Genomic DNA, 19368 nt, shown 5'->3' with positions numbered 1-19368 from the left:
GGGCGGCGGCGCCGCCATGGCGCCCCCGGCGCCCGGCATGGCCGCGCCGCCGCCCCCTCCGATGCCGGTGGCCGGTCCGCCGGAGCCGAGCAGCGTCGAACTCGACTACGCCGCCCTGACGCTGGCCGGCCCCGACGAGCAGGGCGGTCGCCGCGGCCGGCTGTTCCCCGGCTCCCCCTCCGATCCGGTGGCGGTCGAGTACCGCCGCCGCGCCGAGGCGGCGGCCATGCTGCCGCTGCCCGGGCAGGCCGTGCGTCCCCGCGAGTCGGCGGGTTCCTTCGACCACCGTTTCGATGCCGCCGCACGCGCCGATGTCCCGTCGGACGGCACCTGGCACACCGTCACGGTCGGCGAGATCCCGGTCGGCCTGCGCACCGAGTACCTCTGCGTGCCCTCCGTGGAGCCGGTCGTGTACGCCACGCTGGCCCTCTCCAACGCCACCGACCAGGCCCTGCTGGCCGGACCCGTGGAGGTCGTCGTCGACGACGAGTTCCTGCTGACCGCCGCGCTGCCCACGCTGGCACCGGGCGGTGAGCGCCGAGTCGGGCTCGGGCCGGCCGAGGGAATCCGGGTGACGCGGCGTACGAACGTGCACGAGTCGACCGCGGGCCTGCGCAACAACACCACGGTGCTCGACCACCGCGTCCACGTGGAGCTGAGCAACCGGCTGTCGCGGCACGTCACCGTGGAAGTGCTCGAGCGCGTTCCGGTCTCCTCCGAACCGGACGTCAGGATCGAGGAGCGGGCCGACTGGACGGTGCCCGAGGAGGGCGAAGGCCCCGACAGCCACGCGCCGGGCACCCGGGTCTGGCGAATGGACCTGCCCGCCGGCGCCACCGCCGCTCTCGACGGCGGCTACGAAATCCGTATCCCGACCGGCAAGGCCCTGGCCGGCGGAAACCGCAGGAGCTGACACACCTCATGTCCACGGCCCCGAAGCCGATCGCTCTCCCTGTCACCGCCGTCACGTGCCTGGAGGACCGTGCCCACATCGAGCGCTCCACCGTGCTCGACCTGGAGGCCGGGGTCCAGCGGCTGCGTCTCGGGCCGGTCAGCGCGCTGGCCGTCGACCGGACGCTCCATGCCGAGCTGACCTCCGGTCACCCCGCGACCGTGCTCGACGTGCGGATCGTCCGCGACTGGACGCCGCGCGAGCCGTCGCCGCCCACGGACGACGACTCCGCGCTGCGCCACCGCGTGCACACCCTCGAAGAGGAGCAGCGGGAGCTGGGACAGCGACGCGACCGGCTGAACACCCGCCTCGACCTGCTCGGGCGCCTCGCTGCCGACCTGCTGCGGGAGATCGGCGAAGGCGCGGGATTCGGGGAGACGGAGCGGGCCCGATGGACCCGCGAGCTGGACCGGGTGGACGCCGAGCGCGACGGACACGCCGAGCAACTCCGTTCCGCACAGGCCCGGCTGACCGCCCTCGCCGCCGAACTCTCGGACGTCCAGCGGGCGCTGCATCTGTCGGAGGACGAACCGGCCGAGCTGGTCGGCCACATCGAGCTGACCGTGAGGACGGCCGCAGCCGGTCCCGTCGGGCTGCGTCTGAGCCATCTCACCCCGTGCGCCCTGTGGCGGCCCGCCTACCGGGCGGTGCTCGACGGGGACGGCCTGACGCTGGAGACCGACGCGATGGTCTGGCAGCGCACCGGTGAGGACTGGTCCGGTGTACGGCTGACCCTGTCGACGGCGCGTTCGGCCCTGGCCACCGATCCGCCCCGGCTGGACGAGGACCGGCTGACGCTCAAGGACCGCTCCGCCGCGGAGCGCCGCACGGTCGAGGTCGAACTGCGCGAGGAGGAGATCGGGACGCTCGGACCGGCGGCGGTGCTCGGCCTGCCCGGCGTGGACGACGGCGGCGAGGCGCGGGTACTCAGAGCCCCGTCACCGGTGTCGATCCCCGGTGACGGCGCCGCCCACCGGGTGCGACTGTCCTCCTTCACCGCGGCCGCACCGAGCGAGTACGCATGCTCACCGGAGTTGTCCCCCCTGGTCACCCAAGTGGTGCGGTTCGACAACCGGTCCGGCCACGCGCTGCTCGCCGGGCCCGTGGACCTCGTCCGCGGCAGCGGTTTCAGCGGCCGCGGCACGCTGGACTTCACCGCCCCGGGCTCGCCCGTCGAGCTGGCCTTCGGCAGCTGCGACGACTACCGGGTGGTCCGGGACACCGAGGAGTCCCGCGACGTCGCGGGGCTCACCCAGCGGACGGTGGTCACCCGTACGGTCCGGCTCCACCTGTCCCGGTTCTCCGCCCCAGGCGAGCACGGCGACCGGGTGGTGGCCGTCCGGGAACGCATCCCCGTCTCCGAGGTCTCGGCGGTGGAGGTACGCCTGCACAAGAACGCGTGCTCCCCGGCGCCGGACACGGTCGACGCCGAGGGCATCGCCCGCTGGGACGTCGCACTCCCGCCGGGCGGCCGTCGCACGGTCACGCTGGTGTACGAGTTGTCGGCGAGCGGCAAGGTCAGCGGTCTCTGACGCCGGGCGACGGGTCAGTAGTACTGGGCCATGCAGAATTCGTGGTCCTCGGGATCGGTCATGACGACGACCACGCCCTCGTCGTACTCGTGCCGCTCGCCGGTGAACCTGCCGCCGAGGGCGACGACCTGAGCCATGCCCTCCTCGATGTCGTCGACCGCGATGTCCAGGTGGAGGCGTACCTTGCCCCGTTTCGGCTCGGCCACCGGCTGGAAGACGAGGCGGGGCTGCGGGTCGTCGCGGTGGCCGAGGTAGATCCAGCCCGGCTCGGACGGCCCCTGCGGGCGGTCCAGCAGCGCGCTCCAGAATCCCGCCACCCGTGCCACGTCGACGCAGTCGACCGTCACTCCGGCCCATCGGTTCGCCATGCCGTCAGCCTCCTTCCACCGGGCGGTACTCCAGCAGGAGGGCTTCCCCCTCGCTCGCCACGCGCCGGAAGCCCGCCTTCTCCCAGGCGCGCACGGCACGGACGTTCGTCACTTCCGGATCAACCGTCACCCGCTGCCACTCCAGGATTCCACACACATGGTTCGTGAGCGCACGGGCCGCGTCCGGTCCCAGGCCGCGGCCGCGTGCGCCGGCGACCAGCACCAGGTCGAGACCGCCTTCGGCAGCGCCCGCGTACCAGTACTGCGCATAGCCCACGGGCTCTCCCTGCGCGAGCACGAGAAACGACTCGACCTCCGGGCGGCGACGCCCCAGGTATTTGGCAGCCACTTCCTCGCGCGACACCGGCACCCCACCCCAGTGCTCCACGAAGCCGGGGTCGGCGAACCAGCCGGCCAGCAGATGAAGGTCGTCCTCGGACGTCGGAACGAGCCGCGTCAGGTCCCCGTTGACAGCAGCACTGTGATGCATCAACTCCCCATCCCGTCGACCAGTGTTCCGGACCCACCCCAGCCATGATGCCGACCGGCAGGCCCTGGCCAGGAACTCTGTCGGGACTCGCTCACGAGCAGGACCGTTCGACGACCACATCAAGCTGATCCCGGCCGCCGACGGAGACGTCCACGCGGCGCTGCCCAGTTGCCGCACGGCATCGAGTGGCCACCGGCCGAACACCGGCTGACCCGCGACTGCACACCCGGCGGGTGGCCCTTCAGCAGGGAGAGCTGCACCTCGACTTCGTGGTACGGCGTCGGCCGCTCCGGGGCTTCCCGGAGCGGCCCCGCGGGCCGGCGAAAGCCGCCGTCGGCTGCCTGCGGAAGCTCGCGTGAGAACATGCCCCCCATGAGCAGCGACCTGGAAGTAACCGCCCTGGCGATCAATGTCACGGTCCCGCAGGCGCTCCGCTGGACGGACACGCGGCGCGGTGAGGCGTTCACGCTGACCACCCTCAACGTCCGGCTTCTCCCGGACGGCCGCCTGGCCGCGAAGGCGTACGGCCGGCCGGCCGGCGGCGGCCGGGGCGCGTACGTGTCCTTCCCCGTCCCCGACGACCCCGAACTGGCGGCCCTGATCGCCGACGCCGCCGGCCGAGCCGGGGTGTTGTGGGCCGCCCACCGCGGGCTCGGGTGAGCCCCGTCCGACGCGTCCCGCCCGCCTGAGGTCAGCCCGCCTCGGGCGGATTCCGCGCGTCGAAGGCGAAGAGCGTGTTCTTCGCCGCGGCCACGACCACCGCACGCCCCGCGACGGTGACGCGCGGGCTCGCACCCTGCTCACCCGCCAGGCCGTCGGCCCGCGGGTTCGTCGTCCACAGGACCTTTCCGCCCTTCGGCGCCAGGGCGACCACCCGGCCGGATGCCGAGCTGAAGTACAGTGCTCCGGCTCCCGCCGCAGGACCCGCGGCACCCTCCACGCCCGTCTGCCGGGACCACTTCTTCCGGCCTGTCGCGGGGTCGAGCGCCGTGACGAGTCCGGTCTGCCCGCTCACGTACACGGTGCCGTCCGCCATTCCTGGCGTTCCCGCGTAGGTCCTGGCCAGCCGGGAGTACGTCACCTTCAGCGAGACCGGGTCGACCCGCGCCACCCCGTCGTAGCCGGTCGTTCCCGTTCCCTCCCTGTGCTCCTGGAGAAGTACGAGCCTGCCGCCGGCGACGCCCACCGGCACGGCGGGGCCGTCGACCGCGAGGGGACTGCCCAGTGTCCCCGAGGCGCGGTCGACCGCGTACAGGGTGGGGTGGCGCACCTCCGAGGCGTTGATCTCGGTACCCGTCGCGCACATCGCGAACAGCCGTGGGCCCACCGGGACGGGGGCACACTGCGTACCCCCGGGGAACGAGGTCGTCCAGGTGACCTCACCGCTGTGCGCGTCCCGGGCCTCGAAGCGGGAGTTGGAGGCGTCGACTGTCACCACGGCGGAGCCGATCACGGCGGCGTCCTGGGTCCGGCCCGTGACCGCGGTCGACTGGGCGCCGGACGGCACGGACCACAGCTCCCGCCCGCTGTCGGCGTCGAGGGCCACCACCTCGGTGGAAGGATCCTGCGGAGCGTCCTGAGCGGCGAAGCGGTAACCGAGCACCGTACCGTCGGTGACGCCCACCAGATGCATGCCCTGGACGGGGACCCCCGGGCTCTTCGCCGTCCACTGCGACGAGCCGTCCACGGCACTGATGCGGGTCGCGACGACACCGCCGCCCCCGCAGAACAGCGCGTCCCCGCGCGCGACGCATCGCAGTTCGTCGGGAATGTCCTCGTCCCCGCCGCTCACGGTCCTGCGCCACGGCTTGAAACCGTCCGGCAGTGCGGCACCCGGCGCCGCGACGCTGTTGCCGTTCCCCCCGGAGTCGCCCGTCCTCAGCGCGGCGGCTCCCCCGCCGATCGCCGCCACCGCGACCGCCGCCGCGAGCACGGGCCGCCACCGGCTGCGCAGCCGGCGCCCGATGGCGGTGCCGCCGTTGCCGGAACCGGCCGGGGCGGTCGGGTCCGGGGTGGGCCGCGTCGCGAGATGATGCTGGGTCTTCATGTCCCGGGTGCGGCCTGCGCCCGCCCGGTGCGCGCCGGTCCCGCCGAGGTCGCCCGGCAGGTCCCGCAGCAGCACGAGGAGTTCGTCCGCCGAGGGACGCCCCTCGGGTTCCTTGTCCAGGCACGGCTCGACGACCGCGCGCAACGCCACCGGCACGGCGTCCAGCGAGGGTTCCTCGTGGACCACCTGATAGGCCGTCATGTACGGGCTGTCCGAGTCGAAGGGCCCGTGACCGGTCGCCGCGTACACCAGCAGGGTCCCCAACGAGAAGACGTCGGACCGCGGTCCTACACCACGCGGCGCCTGCAACTGCTCCGGCGACATGAAGGGCGGTGTACCGATGACCCGCCCCGTCATCGTCAGCGTCTGCTGGTCCACGGCGCGCGAGATGCCGAAGTCGATGACGCGCGGGCCCTCGGGCGAGAGCACGACGTTCGAGGGTTTCAGGTCACGGTGGACGACCCCGGCCCGGTGGATGTCGCGGAGCGCCTCCGCCAGCCCGATGGCGAGCCTCCTCAGCTCCCCTCCGTCCAGCGGGCCGTGCTCCGCGATGTACTGGGCGAGCGTGTGTCCCTCGATATAGGTCGTGGCCATCCACGGCTGCTCGGCGTCGGGGGCGGCGTCGACCACGGCGGCGGTGAACGCGCCGCTCACCCGCCTCGCCGCCGCCACCTCCTGACGGAAACGGATGCGGAACTCGTCGTCGCCCGCGTACTGCTGGTGGATCAGCTTGATCGCGACCGGCCGCCCCGAACTCGTACGGGCCAGAAAGACCGTGCCCATGCCGCCCGAACCGAGCCGCGCCTCGAGCGGATAGCCGCCGATCTCGGCCGGGTCACCTGCGCGCAGCGACACTCTTCCCGTCCTCCCGTCCCCCGTGGACCTCTGGCTCCACGGGCATGCGTATCCGTCCTGCACACAAACTAGTCGCAGGGCGGTACGGCGGAGCAAAGCGGGTGAGGAACCGGGAGCCCGGAGCTGCGCTCGCATGCCCCGGGCGCCCCGGCCTCCTCCTCAGGAGGCGTCCTGCTTTGCGGGCTTCAGCCGGTCGCCCTCCGGCATCGCGGCCCTCAGCAGTTCGGCGGAACGGATGGTGCGGGTCCCCCGCGAGACCCCGAGCCGTACCCGGGCGCCGGTCGCGATGCCCTGGGAGGCCGCGGGCAGCGCCCAGGCGGTCGTCAGATCCGTGTCCCCCTCGTCCAGGACCAGGAAGCGGGCCGCCCCCTTCCCCTTGCGCGACTCCATCCGCAGCACCTCACCGGTGATCGTGTCGGGCTCCCGGCGCTCCAGACAGGCGAGTACCAGGAAGTACACGGCCAGCGCCCCGACGACCACGATCGCCGCCAACTCGCCGGGCAGAGGCCCCTCGTGGGCCGCCGCATCGGTGAACCATCCGTGGCCGTCCCGCTCGAAGTTGCCGGGCATCATCGCCAGGAACCCCACCAACAGCGTCCAACGGCTGAACTTGCCGGCCACCACGAGCCCGAGCAGCACGCTGCCCACCCAGCCGGCACTCAGCACGAGTCCCGGCTGGCGCCACGCGCCCTCGCTGTGCGCCTCGATGCCGACCGACCAGTCGGGCTGCCGCAGCACCGCGAAGGCGCAGAGGCCCGCCGCGGCCACGCCCGCCCCGGACGCCAGGTACAGGAGGTGGACCGCCGAGCCGCCGAATCCGGGGCGCAGCCGCGGGTAGCGGATCCGGACCGGTCGCCAGGTCCCTCCGTACGAGGACCAGACACGTCGCCGGTCTCCCGAGTCGAAGCCGAGGAGCCGGCTGGTGAGGGTGGTGACGCCGAGCGCGGTCCCGTACGCGAGGTAGCGGTCCCAGACGGCGACGGCCGCGGGCGGCAGCCGGGCGAAGTCCTCGTGCGCGGTCAGCCAGGACCGCAGTCCGGCCCAGTGCCCGGCGCGTTCCAGTCCCCTGGGTGTCGCCCGCTCCCCCAGTGATTTGCCGAGCAGGAACATCAGGGGGAGCGCCGGCGCCACACCGACGGCGAGCGCGGCGCGCACGTTGTGACCCCCCATCACCGCCGCCACCGTGAACAGCGCACCGGGCACGAACGCGCCGAACAGCAGGGCGCTGACGAGCCATGGTGCGAACCGGAAGCGGGACAGGCCGCGCAGCCGGGCCTCGCCGATGATCTCCTTGCGCAGCTCGGCGTTCCACGCGGCGGCGCGCTTGACGTCGCGGAAGGCGATGGCCCCGATGGGCGCGGCGCCGTTCACCGCGCGGGCGCTGACGCGGTCCAGTACGCGCCGCTCGTAGGACAGCAGCATCGGCGCCGCCCGGCCGGCCTCGGTGACGTGAACGCTGCTGCGGGCCGGATCGTCGCCCGGCTGCCGCAGCTCGACGAGCCCGCGGGCCGCGAGGTCCAGCAGGGTGGCCGCGGCTGCGTGCTCCACGCCCCGCCAGCCGTTGCCGAGCAGGCTGACCACGGCCGGCGACTCGGGTTCGTCGCCGAGTTCCTGTGTCGCGGGCCCCGGTGTGACCACGCCGTTGCGGGTGACGGCCAGTGAGAAGCCGAAGACGACGAGCCAGAGCACGATCAGGGCGGCGCCGCCCCAGTAGAGCTGTTCGATGTGTGTCACGCGAATCTCACCTGGACCGGGTCCTGCGGCGCACCGGCGGCCTCGAAGTACTCCCGCTTTCCGTGCGCTCCGCCCAGCCCGGCCACGATGTTCCCCGGGAAGCTCTCCAGGGCGGTGTGGTAGCTCTGCACGGCGCTGTTGTAGAACTGCCGCGCGTACGCGATCTTGTCCTCCGCCGACCTCAGCTCGGCCTGCACCGTGCTGAAGTGCTGGTCGGCCTTGAGGTCCGGATAACTCTCACCGAGCGCGAACAGCTTCCCCAGCGTCGCGGTGAGCGCGTCCTCGGCGGCCGCCCGCTCCGTCACCCCGAGCTCGCCGCTGACGGCCGCCCCGCGCGCGGCGGTGACCGCTTCGAAGGTTCCGCGCTCATGGGCGGCGTAGCCGCGCGCCCCCTCGACAAGATTCGGTATCAGATCGTGGCGCCGCTTCAGCTGCACGTCGATCTGCGCCCACGAGGCCTGCGTCTGATTCCGCAGCCGGACGAGCCGGTTGTAGGTCCTGACGACCCACCACACGCCCACGACCACCAATACCGCAACAATTGCACCCACGATGACACCCACGGCGTCGCCCCCAGAGGCCCTCAAGGATCTGGCCCCCCTGGCCGATCGACGTGATCATATTCCGGCCGTCAAGGCCCGGGCGGCCGGGGGCTCACAACCCCTGGACCGGCCTGTTTCACACGGTCAGCCAGCCCCGTAGCGCGGCCTGTACCCCGGCCTGGAACCGGGTCTCCGCGTTCAGGGCCTGCATCAGGCGGGTGATGCGGCGGCGGACCGTGTGCACGTGGATGTCGAGGCGCCGGGCCATCGACTCGTCCTTCAGGCCGGAAGCGAGCATGGTCAGCAGTTCCCGGTCCTCGTCCGTGATGCGGTCGTGCGTGACGGAGCCGATGGGAACGGCCCGCTCCCAGACCGCCTCGAACAGGGGCACCAGCGCGTTGCTCAGGAGTGAGTCGGTCACCACCAGCGCGGAGGCCGTCGGGTCCGCCGCGTCGGTCGGCGGCAGCAGCGTCACCCGCCGGTCCACGGTGATCAGTTTCGTCGGCAGATCCGTTCCCACCCGTATCTGGACGCCCTGCAGGGCCAGATCGCCCAGGCCGCGTGCGCGCCCCTGGAAGCTCAGCCCCTCCCGGTCCACCGCGACGCGCACCCGGACCCCGCGCCGGACGGGTTCGGCCACGTCGAGGGGCGCGGGCATTCCGTCCGGCTGACTGGCCGCGTACGGCGGCCGGTCCAGAAGTGCCACCTCTTCGCTCGCCGACACCAGGAGCGAGGCCACCCGCGCGGCGATCGCCGCGCCGCCCCGGACCGACTCGATACCGGAGGCCCGGGGGGTGTTCACGGAGCTCAGCAGCTGGGCGGCGATCCGGTCGACGGATCCGGTCAGCTCCTCCAACTCAGCTGACTTGTGCAAGAGTTCGGCCTGCCGAAGGTGAATCAGGTTACGCAGCGCGGTGGCGGGAGCCACAGCGGCGGGCAGCCCTGCCGTTCCTCGGGCCGGGTGGGTGAAGTGGTGCTCGGCCAGGTGGTCGAGCGCGCTCGTGACCCGGCGCACGGTCAGTCCGAGGGACTGTGCGAGCGCGGTACGGGAGGTGTTTTCGCGTGCGTCGAGCAGCGCTTCGTACACCCGGAGTTCGTCCGCTCCGAGCCCGAGCGCCTGCCATTGCGTGTCCCACCCAGTCAGCCCCACTGGCCGAATTCTTACCTGTCAATGCAGGCCACACAAGTGTGGACGTCCACAAGTGCACACCCGGAACGCATTGTTCACACCCCTGTTCCGGCACTTGCATGTCGGTATCCGATAACCGTTCATGCAGTAGTGGCACCGGAGGGGCACCGTGCGGAGTTCATCGCGCAAGAGATCAGCCAGAGCAGGACAGGGATCCGGCAGCATGATCGTCGGCCAGGGCATCGCCGCGGTGCTGGCCGCCGCGGGCCTGTTGGTGACGGCGATACCGGCCGCCCACGCGGACACCGCCCCCGCGTCCGCTTCGTCCGACGTGACGCCGGGTGCGGAGACCGAGACTCCCTCGCTCGTCACCGACCTGAACGAGCCGGTGGCCGCCACCGGCAGCGCCGCCGACGCCGCCCGCAGCCACCTGAAGGCGAAGAAGAGCCGCTACCACATCGCCGACCCGGCGGGGGACCTGAAGGTCGTCGACACCCAGGCCGAGGGCGGGCGCGAGACCGTGCGCCTCCAGCAGAAGTACAAGGGTGTCACGGTCATGGGCGGCGAGTACGTCGTCCGGATGGAAAAGAAGTCCGGCAAGCGAGCCGTCACCGGCACCTCGGGCAAGTTCTTCACCCAGCTGAAGCTGGACACGGTCGCCCCGAAGGTCTCCGAGAAGACGGCGATCGAGCGGGCCGTCAGCGCGGTCGGCTCGCAGCTGAGCAAGGGCGGCCTGCTCAAGGCCCCCGCCAAGGGCGAGAAGCCGGGGGCCCAGACGCTCACCGGCACCGCCGAGGGCGTCACGATCCTCCCGCAGGGCACCGGTGTACTGACCCGGCAGATCACCGTCACCGGCATCAGCCCGGTCGACGGGCAGCCGGTGAAGCAGCAGGTATACATCGACGCGCACTCCGGCTTCCCGGTCATGCAGTACAGCGACATCAAGACGTTCGGCGCGACCTCCGCCACCGCATCCGCGACGGGTGAGACGGGCAAGGCCCCGGAGGCATCCACCGCCGCCGCCGACCAGCTCGTGGTCAAGGGCACCGGCACTCGCTACAACGGCGAGAAGGTCGAGCTCAACCTGTACAAGGACACCAAGGGCGCGCTCCAGATGAGGGACTACGGTCGCCGCGCCGCGGACTCCCCGTACGAGGGCCCCATGCTGGTGACCTACGACGCCCGCGGCCGCGAGGTCTCCAGCGCGTCCGGCAACTGGCCCACCGGCGTCCAGCCGTTCAGCCCCGCCACGCCCGAACTCGGCGAGGAGTACACCAACTCCGGCGCCGTGGACGCCCACTGGGCGGCCGGCAAGGTCTACGACTACTACAAGAGTCACTTCGACCGGAAGGGCCTCGACGGCAACGACGGGTTCATCTACTCCCTGGTCGGAGTGGTGCAGAACGGCCAGCCGTACAACAACGCCTTCTGGGACGGCCAGAAGATGGTGTACGGCCAGGGCGGCGGTGACTTCCGCACCTTCTCCGCGGACACCGACGTCGTCGGCCACGAGATGACGCACGGCGTCGTCGAGCACACCGCGAACCTGGTCTACGCGGGCCAGTCCGGCGCCATGAACGAGGCGCTCGCCGACTACTTCGGCAACGCCATCGACCTCGAGGCCAATCACGTCTCGATGGACGACCCGGACGCCGGTCTGCTCGGCGAGGACCTCTGCACCACGCTCAGCCCGCGCGACTGCGCCCTGCGTGACCTCAACGACGGTGCCACGACGTCGAAGAACTTCATCGGCGCCACCTACGGCGGTGACAACGGCGGGGTGCACCTCAACTCCACGATCTTCTCCGGCGCCCTGTGGGACATGCGTCAGGACCTCGGCGGCGAGCTCGCCGACCAGATCGTCTACCGCGCCCTGTCCGCGTACATGACCCCCCTCGACGGCTTCACCGAGGGCCGCGCCGCGGTCATCGCCGCCGCGAAGGAGCTGGGCGTCACCAAGGCCCAGCTGAACACCGTGAAGAAGTCGTTCGACGCGCACGGCATCGTCCCGGGCTGGGAGAAGGCCCTCGGCGTCGACACCGACACGATCCTGAACAAGGTCAACATCGCCGGTACCGGCGTGGGCGCGGGCGGCGGCAAGTACGCCGTCTCCAACTCCAACGAGGACGGCAGCGAGCCGTACTCGGTGTGGCTGGGCAACACGTCCGGCAAGGGCCAGCCGCAGCTGGTGAGCGCCAACAACGGCGACTACAACGTCTACGCGAACACCGACGGCAAGACGGTGGTGTGGGCCGACTACAGCAGCACGGGCATCAGGATCATGGCGCGCCCGGTCAAGGGCGGCCTCGCCAAAATGGTCGACGGCATCGGCAGCGACGTCTCCAGCCTCGTCGTGGACGGCGACTGGGTCGCCTACACCGCCTTCAACCCGCAGTTCGGGGTCACGAACGTCCGGTATGTCAACATGAAGACCGGCGAGGTCGGCCTGGTCGACGGCGGCCGTCCCTACAACATCTCGGGCCTGCCCTCCATCAAGGACGGCAAGATCGCCTACGCCAAGGTGGCCCCTGACGCGAACGGCAACTTCAACGTCGGCGTCGAGGTCTTCGACGGAGCCACCGGCGCCAAGACGCAGATGCCCGTCGCTGACAGCGTCATGGGCATCGGCCAGACCGCGATCACCGACGACGGTGTCTTCTGGATCGAGGACGACGACGCCACCGACACCGGCAAGGCCGCGGTGCGCCGCGCGAACCTCGACGGCTCGAACCCGGTCACCGTCACCCCGGAGGCGGGCGAAGGCTCCCTCTACGCCTACACGCTGACGGCCTCGGACGACGCGGTCAGCATCACGGCCACCCCGCCGGCCACGTGGTGGGCCAACGACACGATGGCGAAGCTGTACCAGGTCTCACCCGACGGCAAGGGCGGCCCGCAGCGCATGTCCTGCAACCGTGGCGAGCAGGCGTTCGGCACGGCCGACGAGGGTCAGCGGGTCCTGTGGCTCGACGGCACCACCGGTTACACGAACCTCGTGAAGCGCGACCGCCCGGCGGGCCGCTGCTGATCTGATCCGGAACACATGAACGGGAGGCGGCCGGCTTTGGGGAGCCCGGCCGCCTCTCCTCATGTGCTCCGCCCGGAGTGTGCCGCCCCCGGCCGGCCGCCGGCCGCGTCGCCGCCTGATCCGTTCGGCGTAGCACTGCTGGCAGGGGAGTGACGCTGCGGCAAGGCTGGCGGACAGGGCTGCCGACAGGCTGCCCCACCCTGCCGCGAGGGAGCACACCATGACCGGGAATACGCATCCCAAGCCTGCTGAGTCCTCCATCAGCCGGGCCAACGAGGAGATTCTGAACCGATTCCCGTTCGATGACACCCAGGACATGGACGATGCCCGGCGCGGGTTCATGGGAACGGCGGAGAGCAGCGAGATCAGTACGGCCGACGGCACGTCCGTCTGGAATCTCGATGCCTATGGATTCCTGGCGCAGGACTGCCCGCCCACCGCCAATCCGAGCCTGTGGCGGCAGAGCCGGCTGGTCGCCGACCACGGACTGTTCGAGGTCGTGGAGGGCATCTACCAGATCCGCGGATTCGACCTGTCGAACATGACGGTCGTCGAGGGCGAGCGCGGCGTCCTGGTGATCGACCCGCTGATCTCCTCCGAGACCGCCGCCGCGGCCCTCGCGCTCTACCGAAGCCATCGCGGCGACCGCCCGGTCACCGCCGTGCTGTACACGCACAGCCATGTCGACCACTTCGGTGGGGTGAAGGGCGTGCTCACCGAGGAGGAAGTCGCCGGGGGCGTGCCCGTGATCGCGCCGGAGGGCTTCCTGGAGCACGCGGTCAGCGAGAACGTGTACGCGGGCACGGCGATGGCCCGACGCGCCGCCTACATGTACGGGGCCGCCCTGCCCAAGGGCCCGCAGGGACAGATCGGTGCAGGGCTGGGGCAGACGACCTCGACGGGATCGGTCGGCCTGATCCCGCCGACGCTCGACATCACCCGCACCGGGCAGACGGAGACCGTCGACGGCATCCGCATGGTCTTCCAGCTCACCCCCGGCACCGAGGCCCCCTCCGAGCTGAACATCCACTTCCCCGACCATGCGGCACTGTGCCTCGCAGAGAACGCGACCCACAACCTGCACAACCTGCTGACCCTCCGGGGTGCGGAGGTCCGCGACCCGCGGGTCTGGGCCATGTATCTGACCGAGGCGGTCACCCTGTTCGGCGACTCCACCGACGTCGCCTTCGCCTCCCACCACTGGCCCGTGTGGGGGCGGGACAAGGCGCAGGCCTTCCTCTCCGAACAGCGCGACCTGTACGCCTACCTGCACGACCAGACACTGCGGATGATCAACCAGGGCATGACGCCCCTGGAGATCGCCGAGGCGATGGAGATGCCTCCGGAGCTGGAGCGTGCCTGGCACACCCACGGCTACTACGGCTCCGTCAGTCACAACACCAAGGCCGTCTACCAGCGCTACATGGGCTGGTTCGACGGGAACCCGGCCCATCTGTGGGAGCACCCGCCCGTCGAGGCGGCGAAGCGGTACGTGGACTTCATGGGGGGCGCCGACGAGGTGGTGCGCCGGGCGCGTGACGCGTTCGCCGAAGGCGACTTCCGCTGGGTCGCGCAGGTCGTGAACCACGTCGTCTTCGCCGACCCGACCCACGCGGAGGCCCTCGCTCTCCAAGCGGACGCGCTGGAGCAGCTGGGGTACGGCAGCGAGAACGGCACCTGGCGCAACTTCTACCTGACGGGCGCTCTGGAACTCCGCCGGGGCCCGGTCGGGTCGCCGACCACGACGGCGTCTGCGGACTTCCTCCGCGCGCTGTCGCTGGACCAGCTCTTCGACGCCCTGGCCATCCGGGTCGACGGTCCTCGCAGCTGGGACGCGGACATCAGCGTGCGCTGGAACGTGACGGGCGGGGAGCCCGTCACCCTGCGGCTGCGCAACGGCGTGCTCACCCACATCGCCGGGACCGGACCGGCCGTCTCCTCCCCCGACGTCGAGGTTGCTCTGGACGAGGCCGCGCTGCGTGCCGTCCTGCTGGGCAGCCTCCCCCCGTCGGAACTCCCGGGACGCGCCACGATCACCGGGGACGCGGCGAAGGTCACCGAACTCCTCGGCCATCTCAGCCCCCCGGACCCGGACTTCACCATCGTCACTCCCTGATCCGACCGGCCACGGCGGCGCGGACCGGCATGGGCCGGTCCGCGCCTGCCCGGTCCCCGAGCTGTTTTCGGCAAGGAGAACGCCCATGGCATCCGTCGACGCCGCCACTCTCCGCCGGATGAGCGACGCGCTCTTCATCGAGAAGGGGCTGCGCAGCCCCGGCTCGACCCGGTTCTGGGGACTGCTCGTCCTGGCGTCGGTCATCGCGAGCGCGGGCGTGGTCGGCGACTCGACGGCAACCGTCATCGGGGCGATGATCGTGGCTCCGCTGATGACGCCGATCCTGGGCAGCGCCCTGGCGCTGGTCCTGGCCGACAGGTCGCAGGTGGTGCGGTGCGTACTGCTGGTGCTGGGCGGTGCGCTGGCCGTGGTGGCGGTGGGCATGCTGCTGGGCTGGATCGCCGCCCCGCCGGACTCGTTCGCTTCCAACAGCCAGGTCACGTCCAGGATCAGCCCGCGTCTGATCGACCTGCTCGCCGCGCTGGCCACCGGCACCGTGGGCGCCTTCGCGCTGGTGCGTGCGGACATCTCGGACACGCTGCCGGGTGTGGCGATCGCCATCTCCCTGGTGCCCCCGCTGGCCGTGACCGGGCTCCTGCTCACGGTGGGCCGCTATCACGACGCCGGAGAGTCCACGCTGCTGTTCGCGACGAACGTGGCGGCCATCGTGGCGACCGGCACGATCGTCTTCCTCGTCTTCGGCGTAAGGGGCGTGGCGCAGGAGTCGGGCTTCGCCGTGGGCCGGTTCCACGGTGGTTCGCTGGCGGCCGTGGTGGGGCTCATGCTCCTGATCGCCGTGCCGCTGACCACCGGGACGATCACCGTGGCCAGGGACCGCTCCCTGGCCGCCGACGCCCGCCCGGTCGCCGAGAGATGGGCCGCCACCGGGAAATGGCAGATCGCCTCCGTCGAGGGCCGCAACGGCGTCGTGGTCATCGGCGTGCTCGGGCTGCCGCCCCAGCCGGCACCCACGGCGCTGCGAGCCGCCCTCGACCGCAACGGCATGCGGGACGCGGATCTCGAACTTCATCTGGTGGGCGGCCGCACCCACTGGTGCCCGGCGGACACCGACACCTGCACCGTGCGGGACTCGGCCATCGGCTGACCTGGGCTCACGCGGCCCACGAGCCTACGGAGGCGCTGTCCGGCACGGCGCCCCGGGCCCTACGGGCTCAGGGTGCTCGGCTACAGTGGCGCCCCCATGAACACGCAGCAAACACCCCCCACCAACGGTCACCGTGTCGCCCCTTTGCTGCGTCTGCACCTTTTCGGCCGTTTCCGCGTATCGCGTGACGGTTGTCCCGAACCGACCGGCAGATGGCCGCGGCTGACGGCCCAGGCACTGGTCAAGCTGCTCGCTCTCACTCCCGGCCACCGGCTGCACCGTGAGCAGATCATGGACCTCTGCTGGCCGGACACCGATCCGCACGCCGCCGCCGGCAATCTCCGCGTCGCGCTGCATGCGGCGAGGCGCGCGCTGGAGCCCGAGCTCGCCCCGCGCGCCGCGTCGTCGTACCTCGTGTCGGACGGGGCGATGCTCGCTCTCGACCCGGCCACCGTATGGGTCGACACCGACCATGCCGAAGAGGCCGCCGAATCCGCGCTGGCCTCGCATGACCCCGCCGCGCTGAAGGAGGCCCTGGCCCTGTTCACGGGTGAGCTGCTGCCGGAGGACCGGTATCTGTCGTGGACGGAACCGCGGCGGGCACGGCTCACCGCCCTGACGAACGAGATGCACCTGGGGCTGGCCTCGGCCCACCTGGAGCGGGGCGCTCTGCAGGAGGCGACGGCGACGGCGGAACACGTCCTGCGTTCCAGCCCGGCCGAGGAGGCGGCGCACCGGATCCTGATCGACGCCTACATACGCCAGGGTCTGCGACGGCGGGCGGTGGGCCAGTACCACCTGTGCCGTGAGGCGCTCGCGGCCGAGCTGGGCGTCCCGCCCGGTCCGGAGACGGAGCGCCTGCACCGCGTCGCCCTGGCCACCACACGCAAGCCGGGTCCGGCCCGGGTGGCGCTGCCCGCACCGCTGCAGAGCCCGGACGTGGCCCCCTTGCGGGGCAGGGACGAGCTGTTGCACGAGCTGCTCACCGCCGGGGGGCCGCCGGTCCGGATACTGACCGGCGAGGCCGGTGTGGGAAAGACCCGGCTGGTGGCCGAGGCCGCGCGGCTCGCGGCCGCCTCCGGATCCGCCGTGCTCTGGGGCGCCGGCCACGACGCGGAGGGGCACACGCCCTACGGTGCCTTCGCGGAGGCTCTCGACGGCTGGCTGGCCGAGCGCGATGTTGCCGAACGTGCCCGTGTGGGCTCGGAGTTCCCGGAACTGGCGGCCTTCCTTCCGTCGCTGGGGCAGATACGGTCCTTCGGTGACCGCAGCCCCGAGGAGGAACGCGACCGGCTGTTCGGCGCGACGGCCGGCCTGCTCGCCGAACTTGCCACTGTTCAGCCGGTGCTGCTGGTTCTGGACGATCTGCACGCCGCGGACTCCGGTTCGTACCAACTGCTGAGCCATCTGGCACGGCACGCTTCGCGCCCGGGATTCCCGTTGCGCGTCCTGGTGACGTACCGGGCCGAGGAGCTGGCCGAGTCCGGTCCTCGGGTCGTGGATCTCACGGCTCTGCTGCGACAGCCGCAGGTCGCGCACGAGGTCGTCCAGCGCCTCGACCGGGAAGCGTGCCTGGCGGTGGCGCGGGATGTCGCACCCTCGGTTCCCGGGGCCGGTACGGACGGCCCGGAGCGGTGGGACCGGGTGTGGGAACTGTCTCTGGGCAACCCCCTGTTCGCCGGTGAACTCGCCCGGAACCTGGGCAGCGACGGCCCCGAGGGCGTGGCGCCGGACGGGGTGCGGCAATTGGTGGCGGAGAAGCTCGCGCGTCTCGACGGGAACACGCGACGCGTGGTGGAGGCGCTGTCCGTCGGCGGTGCCGAGACGGCCCTGTCCGAGCTGCTCGATGTGGCCGCCGACGGCTTGCACCCGCCGCTTTCCGGGGCCGCGGCGATCGCCGCTCTGGACGAGGCCATCGGCGCCGCGCTCATCGAGGAACGGACCGTCGTCGTGACCGGACGGCACGAGACAGGAATCGCCTTCCGGCACCCGCTGGTCCGCCTCACCTGCTACGAGCGGCTGTCCGCCGTCCGCCGCCGGCACCTGCACGGCGCCTTCGCGCAGGCCGTGCGCCGGCGCCGTCCCGACGCCGTCGACACACTCGCCTCGCATTTCGCGCGCGCCGACGACGTCCGCGCGGCCGAGTACCTGCGCCTGGCGGCGGAACGGGCCGCGGCCCTGTACGCGAACGACACGGCCGACCGCTACTACCGGGACCTGATAGCCCGGCTCGATGTCGACGCCGGACGCGCCCGGCTCGCGCACGCCCAGGTACTGCGCAGCATGGGCCACTTCGAGCAGGCCGTCGGCGCCCTGCGCCCGGCCCTGGCCGAGTTCGAACGGCTCGACGACCACGACAACCGCGTCCTCGCAGCGGCACTGCTGGCGGAGATGCTGGTCAGAACCGGCTCCCCCGCACCCGGCCTCGCCGTTCTGCGGCAGCATCCCGTGACGGAGGAAACCTCTCCCGAACCGACGGCGGGTCACTTCCTGACGCTGTCCGTCATCCTCAGTACCCAGGGCCATTACGACGACGGGTGCGCCGCCGCCGAACGCGCCCTGACAGCGGCGGACGAGGTACCGGGACATTCCAGCCACGGGCTGAAGGCCCGCGCCCTCGTCCTTCAGGCGAGCAATCTGGGGCTCGCGGGCCACTTCGACCTGGCCCGCGCCGCGGGCGACAGGGCGTTGGTACCGGCCGAGGCCTACGGAGACCCGACGCTGCTCGGATCGGTCCTGTCGATGCTGCGGGAGAACGCCCGTCGCGCCGGCCGACTACGCGAGGCGATCGACCGGGGAGAGCGCGCCCTCGGCCTCGCCGAACGGTCCGGCGGCCCGGCAGCTGCCGCCTTCGAGCGGGCGAACCTGGCGGAACTCCGGTTGCTCCTGGAAGAGCCCGAACAGGCCCGCGCTCTCGCCGAGGCCGCGGTCGCGGGAGCGGAACCGGCCGAGGCCTGGTGCCTTCCGTACGCGCTCGCGGCGCTGGCCCGCACCCGGTGGGCCATGAACGAGGAGACCGCCGCCGAGGTCCTCCTGGATCGCGCCGAGTCGGCCGCCACCACGCTCGGGGACCGACGGGCGAGCCACGCGGTGCGCACCGCACGTGCGGAACTCGCTCTGCACATGGGGCGTCCGGAGGCAGTGCTGCGGACCCTGGACCGTTTCGGCGACGAGGCACCCGTACTGGCGGCCTGGGGGGAACTCCTCTCCGGCCGTGCCGCATCCGCCCGGCAGCTCGCTCTGGCCGAGGTGTCGCGGGCGGAACGTACCGGGGAGCATCTTGCCGAGGTGGAGGCCCGGGTCGCACTCGGCGCCTCCTTGACCGTGCTCGCCGAGGAAGCCGAGGGGGCCGGGGAACTGGCCCGGGCCGAGTCGTTGGCCGAGCGCCTTCCCTACCCGGCCGGGACGAGCCGGGCCGCCTGGGCGCGAGAGCTGTTGCGCGATGCCGGCCACGCCTGAAAGGCACACGC

Annotated in this window: 13 protein-coding genes and 1 pseudogene; 8 read left to right on the top strand and 6 right to left on the bottom strand. The window is 71.9% G+C overall.

The features are described 5' to 3' along the window. Together JGS39_RS04700 and JGS39_RS04695 are read left to right on the top strand one after the other, a co-directional pair. Positions 1 to 913 (top strand): DUF4139 domain-containing protein (locus JGS39_RS04700; RefSeq protein WP_219567434.1); only part of this gene is annotated, 913 nt, incomplete at its 5' end. A gap of 8 nt (positions 914 to 921) precedes the next feature. Further along, the gene (locus JGS39_RS04695) at positions 922 to 2484 is read left to right on the top strand and encodes a mucoidy inhibitor MuiA family protein (RefSeq protein ID WP_219567433.1); all 1563 of its coding nucleotides are present in this window, start codon (positions 922 to 924) and stop codon (positions 2482 to 2484) included. A gap of 14 nt (positions 2485 to 2498) precedes the next feature. Here JGS39_RS04695 and JGS39_RS04690 read toward each other — a convergent pair whose 3' ends face one another. Together JGS39_RS04690 and JGS39_RS04685 are read right to left on the bottom strand one after the other, a co-directional pair. Next, positions 2499 to 2852 carry a VOC family protein gene (locus JGS39_RS04690; protein WP_219567432.1) on the bottom strand — a complete coding sequence of 118 codons (354 nt, stop codon included), beginning with the start codon at positions 2850 to 2852 and terminating at the stop codon, positions 2499 to 2501. A 4-nt stretch (positions 2853 to 2856) separates the two neighbouring features. Next, positions 2857 to 3342 carry a GNAT family N-acetyltransferase gene (locus JGS39_RS04685; protein ID WP_219567431.1) on the bottom strand — a complete coding sequence of 162 codons (486 nt, stop codon included), beginning with the start codon at positions 3340 to 3342 and terminating at the stop codon, positions 2857 to 2859. Between the two features lie 97 nt (positions 3343 to 3439). Between JGS39_RS04685 and JGS39_RS40580 the strand changes: the two are divergent. Further along, a pseudogene (locus JGS39_RS40580) lies at positions 3440 to 3617 on the top strand (siderophore-interacting protein); the annotation flags it as partial. A 97-nt stretch (positions 3618 to 3714) separates the two neighbouring features. Then, the gene (locus JGS39_RS04680) at positions 3715 to 4002 is read left to right on the top strand and encodes a hypothetical protein (protein WP_219567430.1); all 288 of its coding nucleotides are present in this window, start codon (positions 3715 to 3717) and stop codon (positions 4000 to 4002) included. A gap of 31 nt (positions 4003 to 4033) precedes the next feature. On the opposite strand, the gene JGS39_RS04675 is transcribed toward JGS39_RS04680, so the two are convergent. From JGS39_RS04675 to JGS39_RS04660, 4 genes are all read right to left on the bottom strand, one after another. Further along, positions 4034 to 6244 (bottom strand): serine/threonine-protein kinase, encoded by a 2211-nt coding sequence (locus JGS39_RS04675; RefSeq protein WP_219567429.1) that lies wholly within the window; start codon positions 6242 to 6244, stop codon positions 4034 to 4036. Positions 6245 to 6403: 159 nt separating this feature from the next. Continuing rightward, a complete protein-coding gene (locus JGS39_RS04670; RefSeq protein WP_219567428.1) occupies positions 6404 to 7978 on the bottom strand; it encodes a DUF2207 family protein in 1575 nt (524 codons plus the stop codon). Then, positions 7975 to 8529, bottom strand: a complete 555-nt coding sequence (locus JGS39_RS04665; RefSeq protein ID WP_219567427.1) for a LemA family protein — start codon at positions 8527 to 8529, stop codon at positions 7975 to 7977. Before JGS39_RS04665 ends, JGS39_RS04670 begins: the two co-directional genes overlap by 4 nt. Positions 8530 to 8656: 127 nt before the next feature. Then, positions 8657 to 9670, bottom strand: coding sequence for a helix-turn-helix transcriptional regulator (locus JGS39_RS04660; RefSeq protein ID WP_219567426.1), 1014 nt, complete (start codon positions 9668 to 9670; stop codon positions 8657 to 8659). Positions 9671 to 9872: 202 nt separating this feature from the next. Between JGS39_RS04660 and JGS39_RS04655 the strand changes: the two genes are divergently transcribed. The 4 genes from JGS39_RS04655 to JGS39_RS04640 all read left to right on the top strand — a co-directional run bounded on the left by JGS39_RS04655 (position 9873) and on the right by JGS39_RS04640 (position 19357). Further along, positions 9873 to 12677: a M4 family metallopeptidase gene (locus JGS39_RS04655; RefSeq protein ID WP_219567425.1), complete on the top strand. Its 2805-nt coding sequence runs from the start codon at positions 9873 to 9875 to the stop codon at positions 12675 to 12677. Positions 12678 to 12897: 220 nt separating this feature from the next. Then, positions 12898 to 14793 carry an alkyl/aryl-sulfatase gene (locus JGS39_RS04650; protein WP_219567424.1) on the top strand — a complete coding sequence of 632 codons (1896 nt, stop codon included), beginning with the start codon at positions 12898 to 12900 and terminating at the stop codon, positions 14791 to 14793. Positions 14794 to 14878: 85 nt separating this feature from the next. Beyond that, entirely contained in the window at positions 14879 to 15898 is a 1020-nt protein-coding gene (locus JGS39_RS04645) for a DUF389 domain-containing protein (protein WP_219567423.1), read from the top strand. Positions 15899 to 15994: 96 nt separating this feature from the next. Beyond that, positions 15995 to 19357: an ATP-binding protein gene (locus JGS39_RS04640; RefSeq protein ID WP_219567422.1), complete on the top strand. Its 3363-nt coding sequence runs from the start codon at positions 15995 to 15997 to the stop codon at positions 19355 to 19357. Positions 19358 to 19368: the final 11 nt, after the last annotated feature.

The sequence above is a fragment of the Streptomyces poriferorum genome, from assembly GCF_019399235.1.
GTDB lineage: Bacteria > Actinomycetota > Actinomycetes > Streptomycetales > Streptomycetaceae > Streptomyces > Streptomyces poriferorum.
Note: the sequence above shows the minus strand (reverse complement) of the source record. Positions and strands in the feature narration are given on the sequence as shown.

What these genes read in the sequence shown, in the direction of transcription:
- JGS39_RS04695 (WP_219567433.1), top strand. Translation starts at nt 922, where the DNA reads ATGTCCACGGCCCCGAAGCCGATCGCTCTCCCTGTCACCGCCGTCACG.
- JGS39_RS04690 (WP_219567432.1), bottom strand. Translation starts at nt 2,852, where the DNA reads ATGGCGAACCGATGGGCCGGAGTGACGGTCGACTGCGTCGACGTGGCA.
- JGS39_RS04685 (WP_219567431.1), bottom strand. Translation starts at nt 3,342, where the DNA reads ATGCATCACAGTGCTGCTGTCAACGGGGACCTGACGCGGCTCGTTCCG.
- JGS39_RS04680 (WP_219567430.1), top strand. Translation starts at nt 3,715, where the DNA reads ATGAGCAGCGACCTGGAAGTAACCGCCCTGGCGATCAATGTCACGGTC.
- JGS39_RS04655 (WP_219567425.1), top strand. Translation starts at nt 9,873, where the DNA reads ATGATCGTCGGCCAGGGCATCGCCGCGGTGCTGGCCGCCGCGGGCCTG.
- JGS39_RS04650 (WP_219567424.1), top strand. Translation starts at nt 12,898, where the DNA reads ATGACCGGGAATACGCATCCCAAGCCTGCTGAGTCCTCCATCAGCCGG.
- JGS39_RS04645 (WP_219567423.1), top strand. Translation starts at nt 14,879, where the DNA reads ATGGCATCCGTCGACGCCGCCACTCTCCGCCGGATGAGCGACGCGCTC.
- JGS39_RS04640 (WP_219567422.1), top strand. Translation starts at nt 15,995, where the DNA reads ATGAACACGCAGCAAACACCCCCCACCAACGGTCACCGTGTCGCCCCT.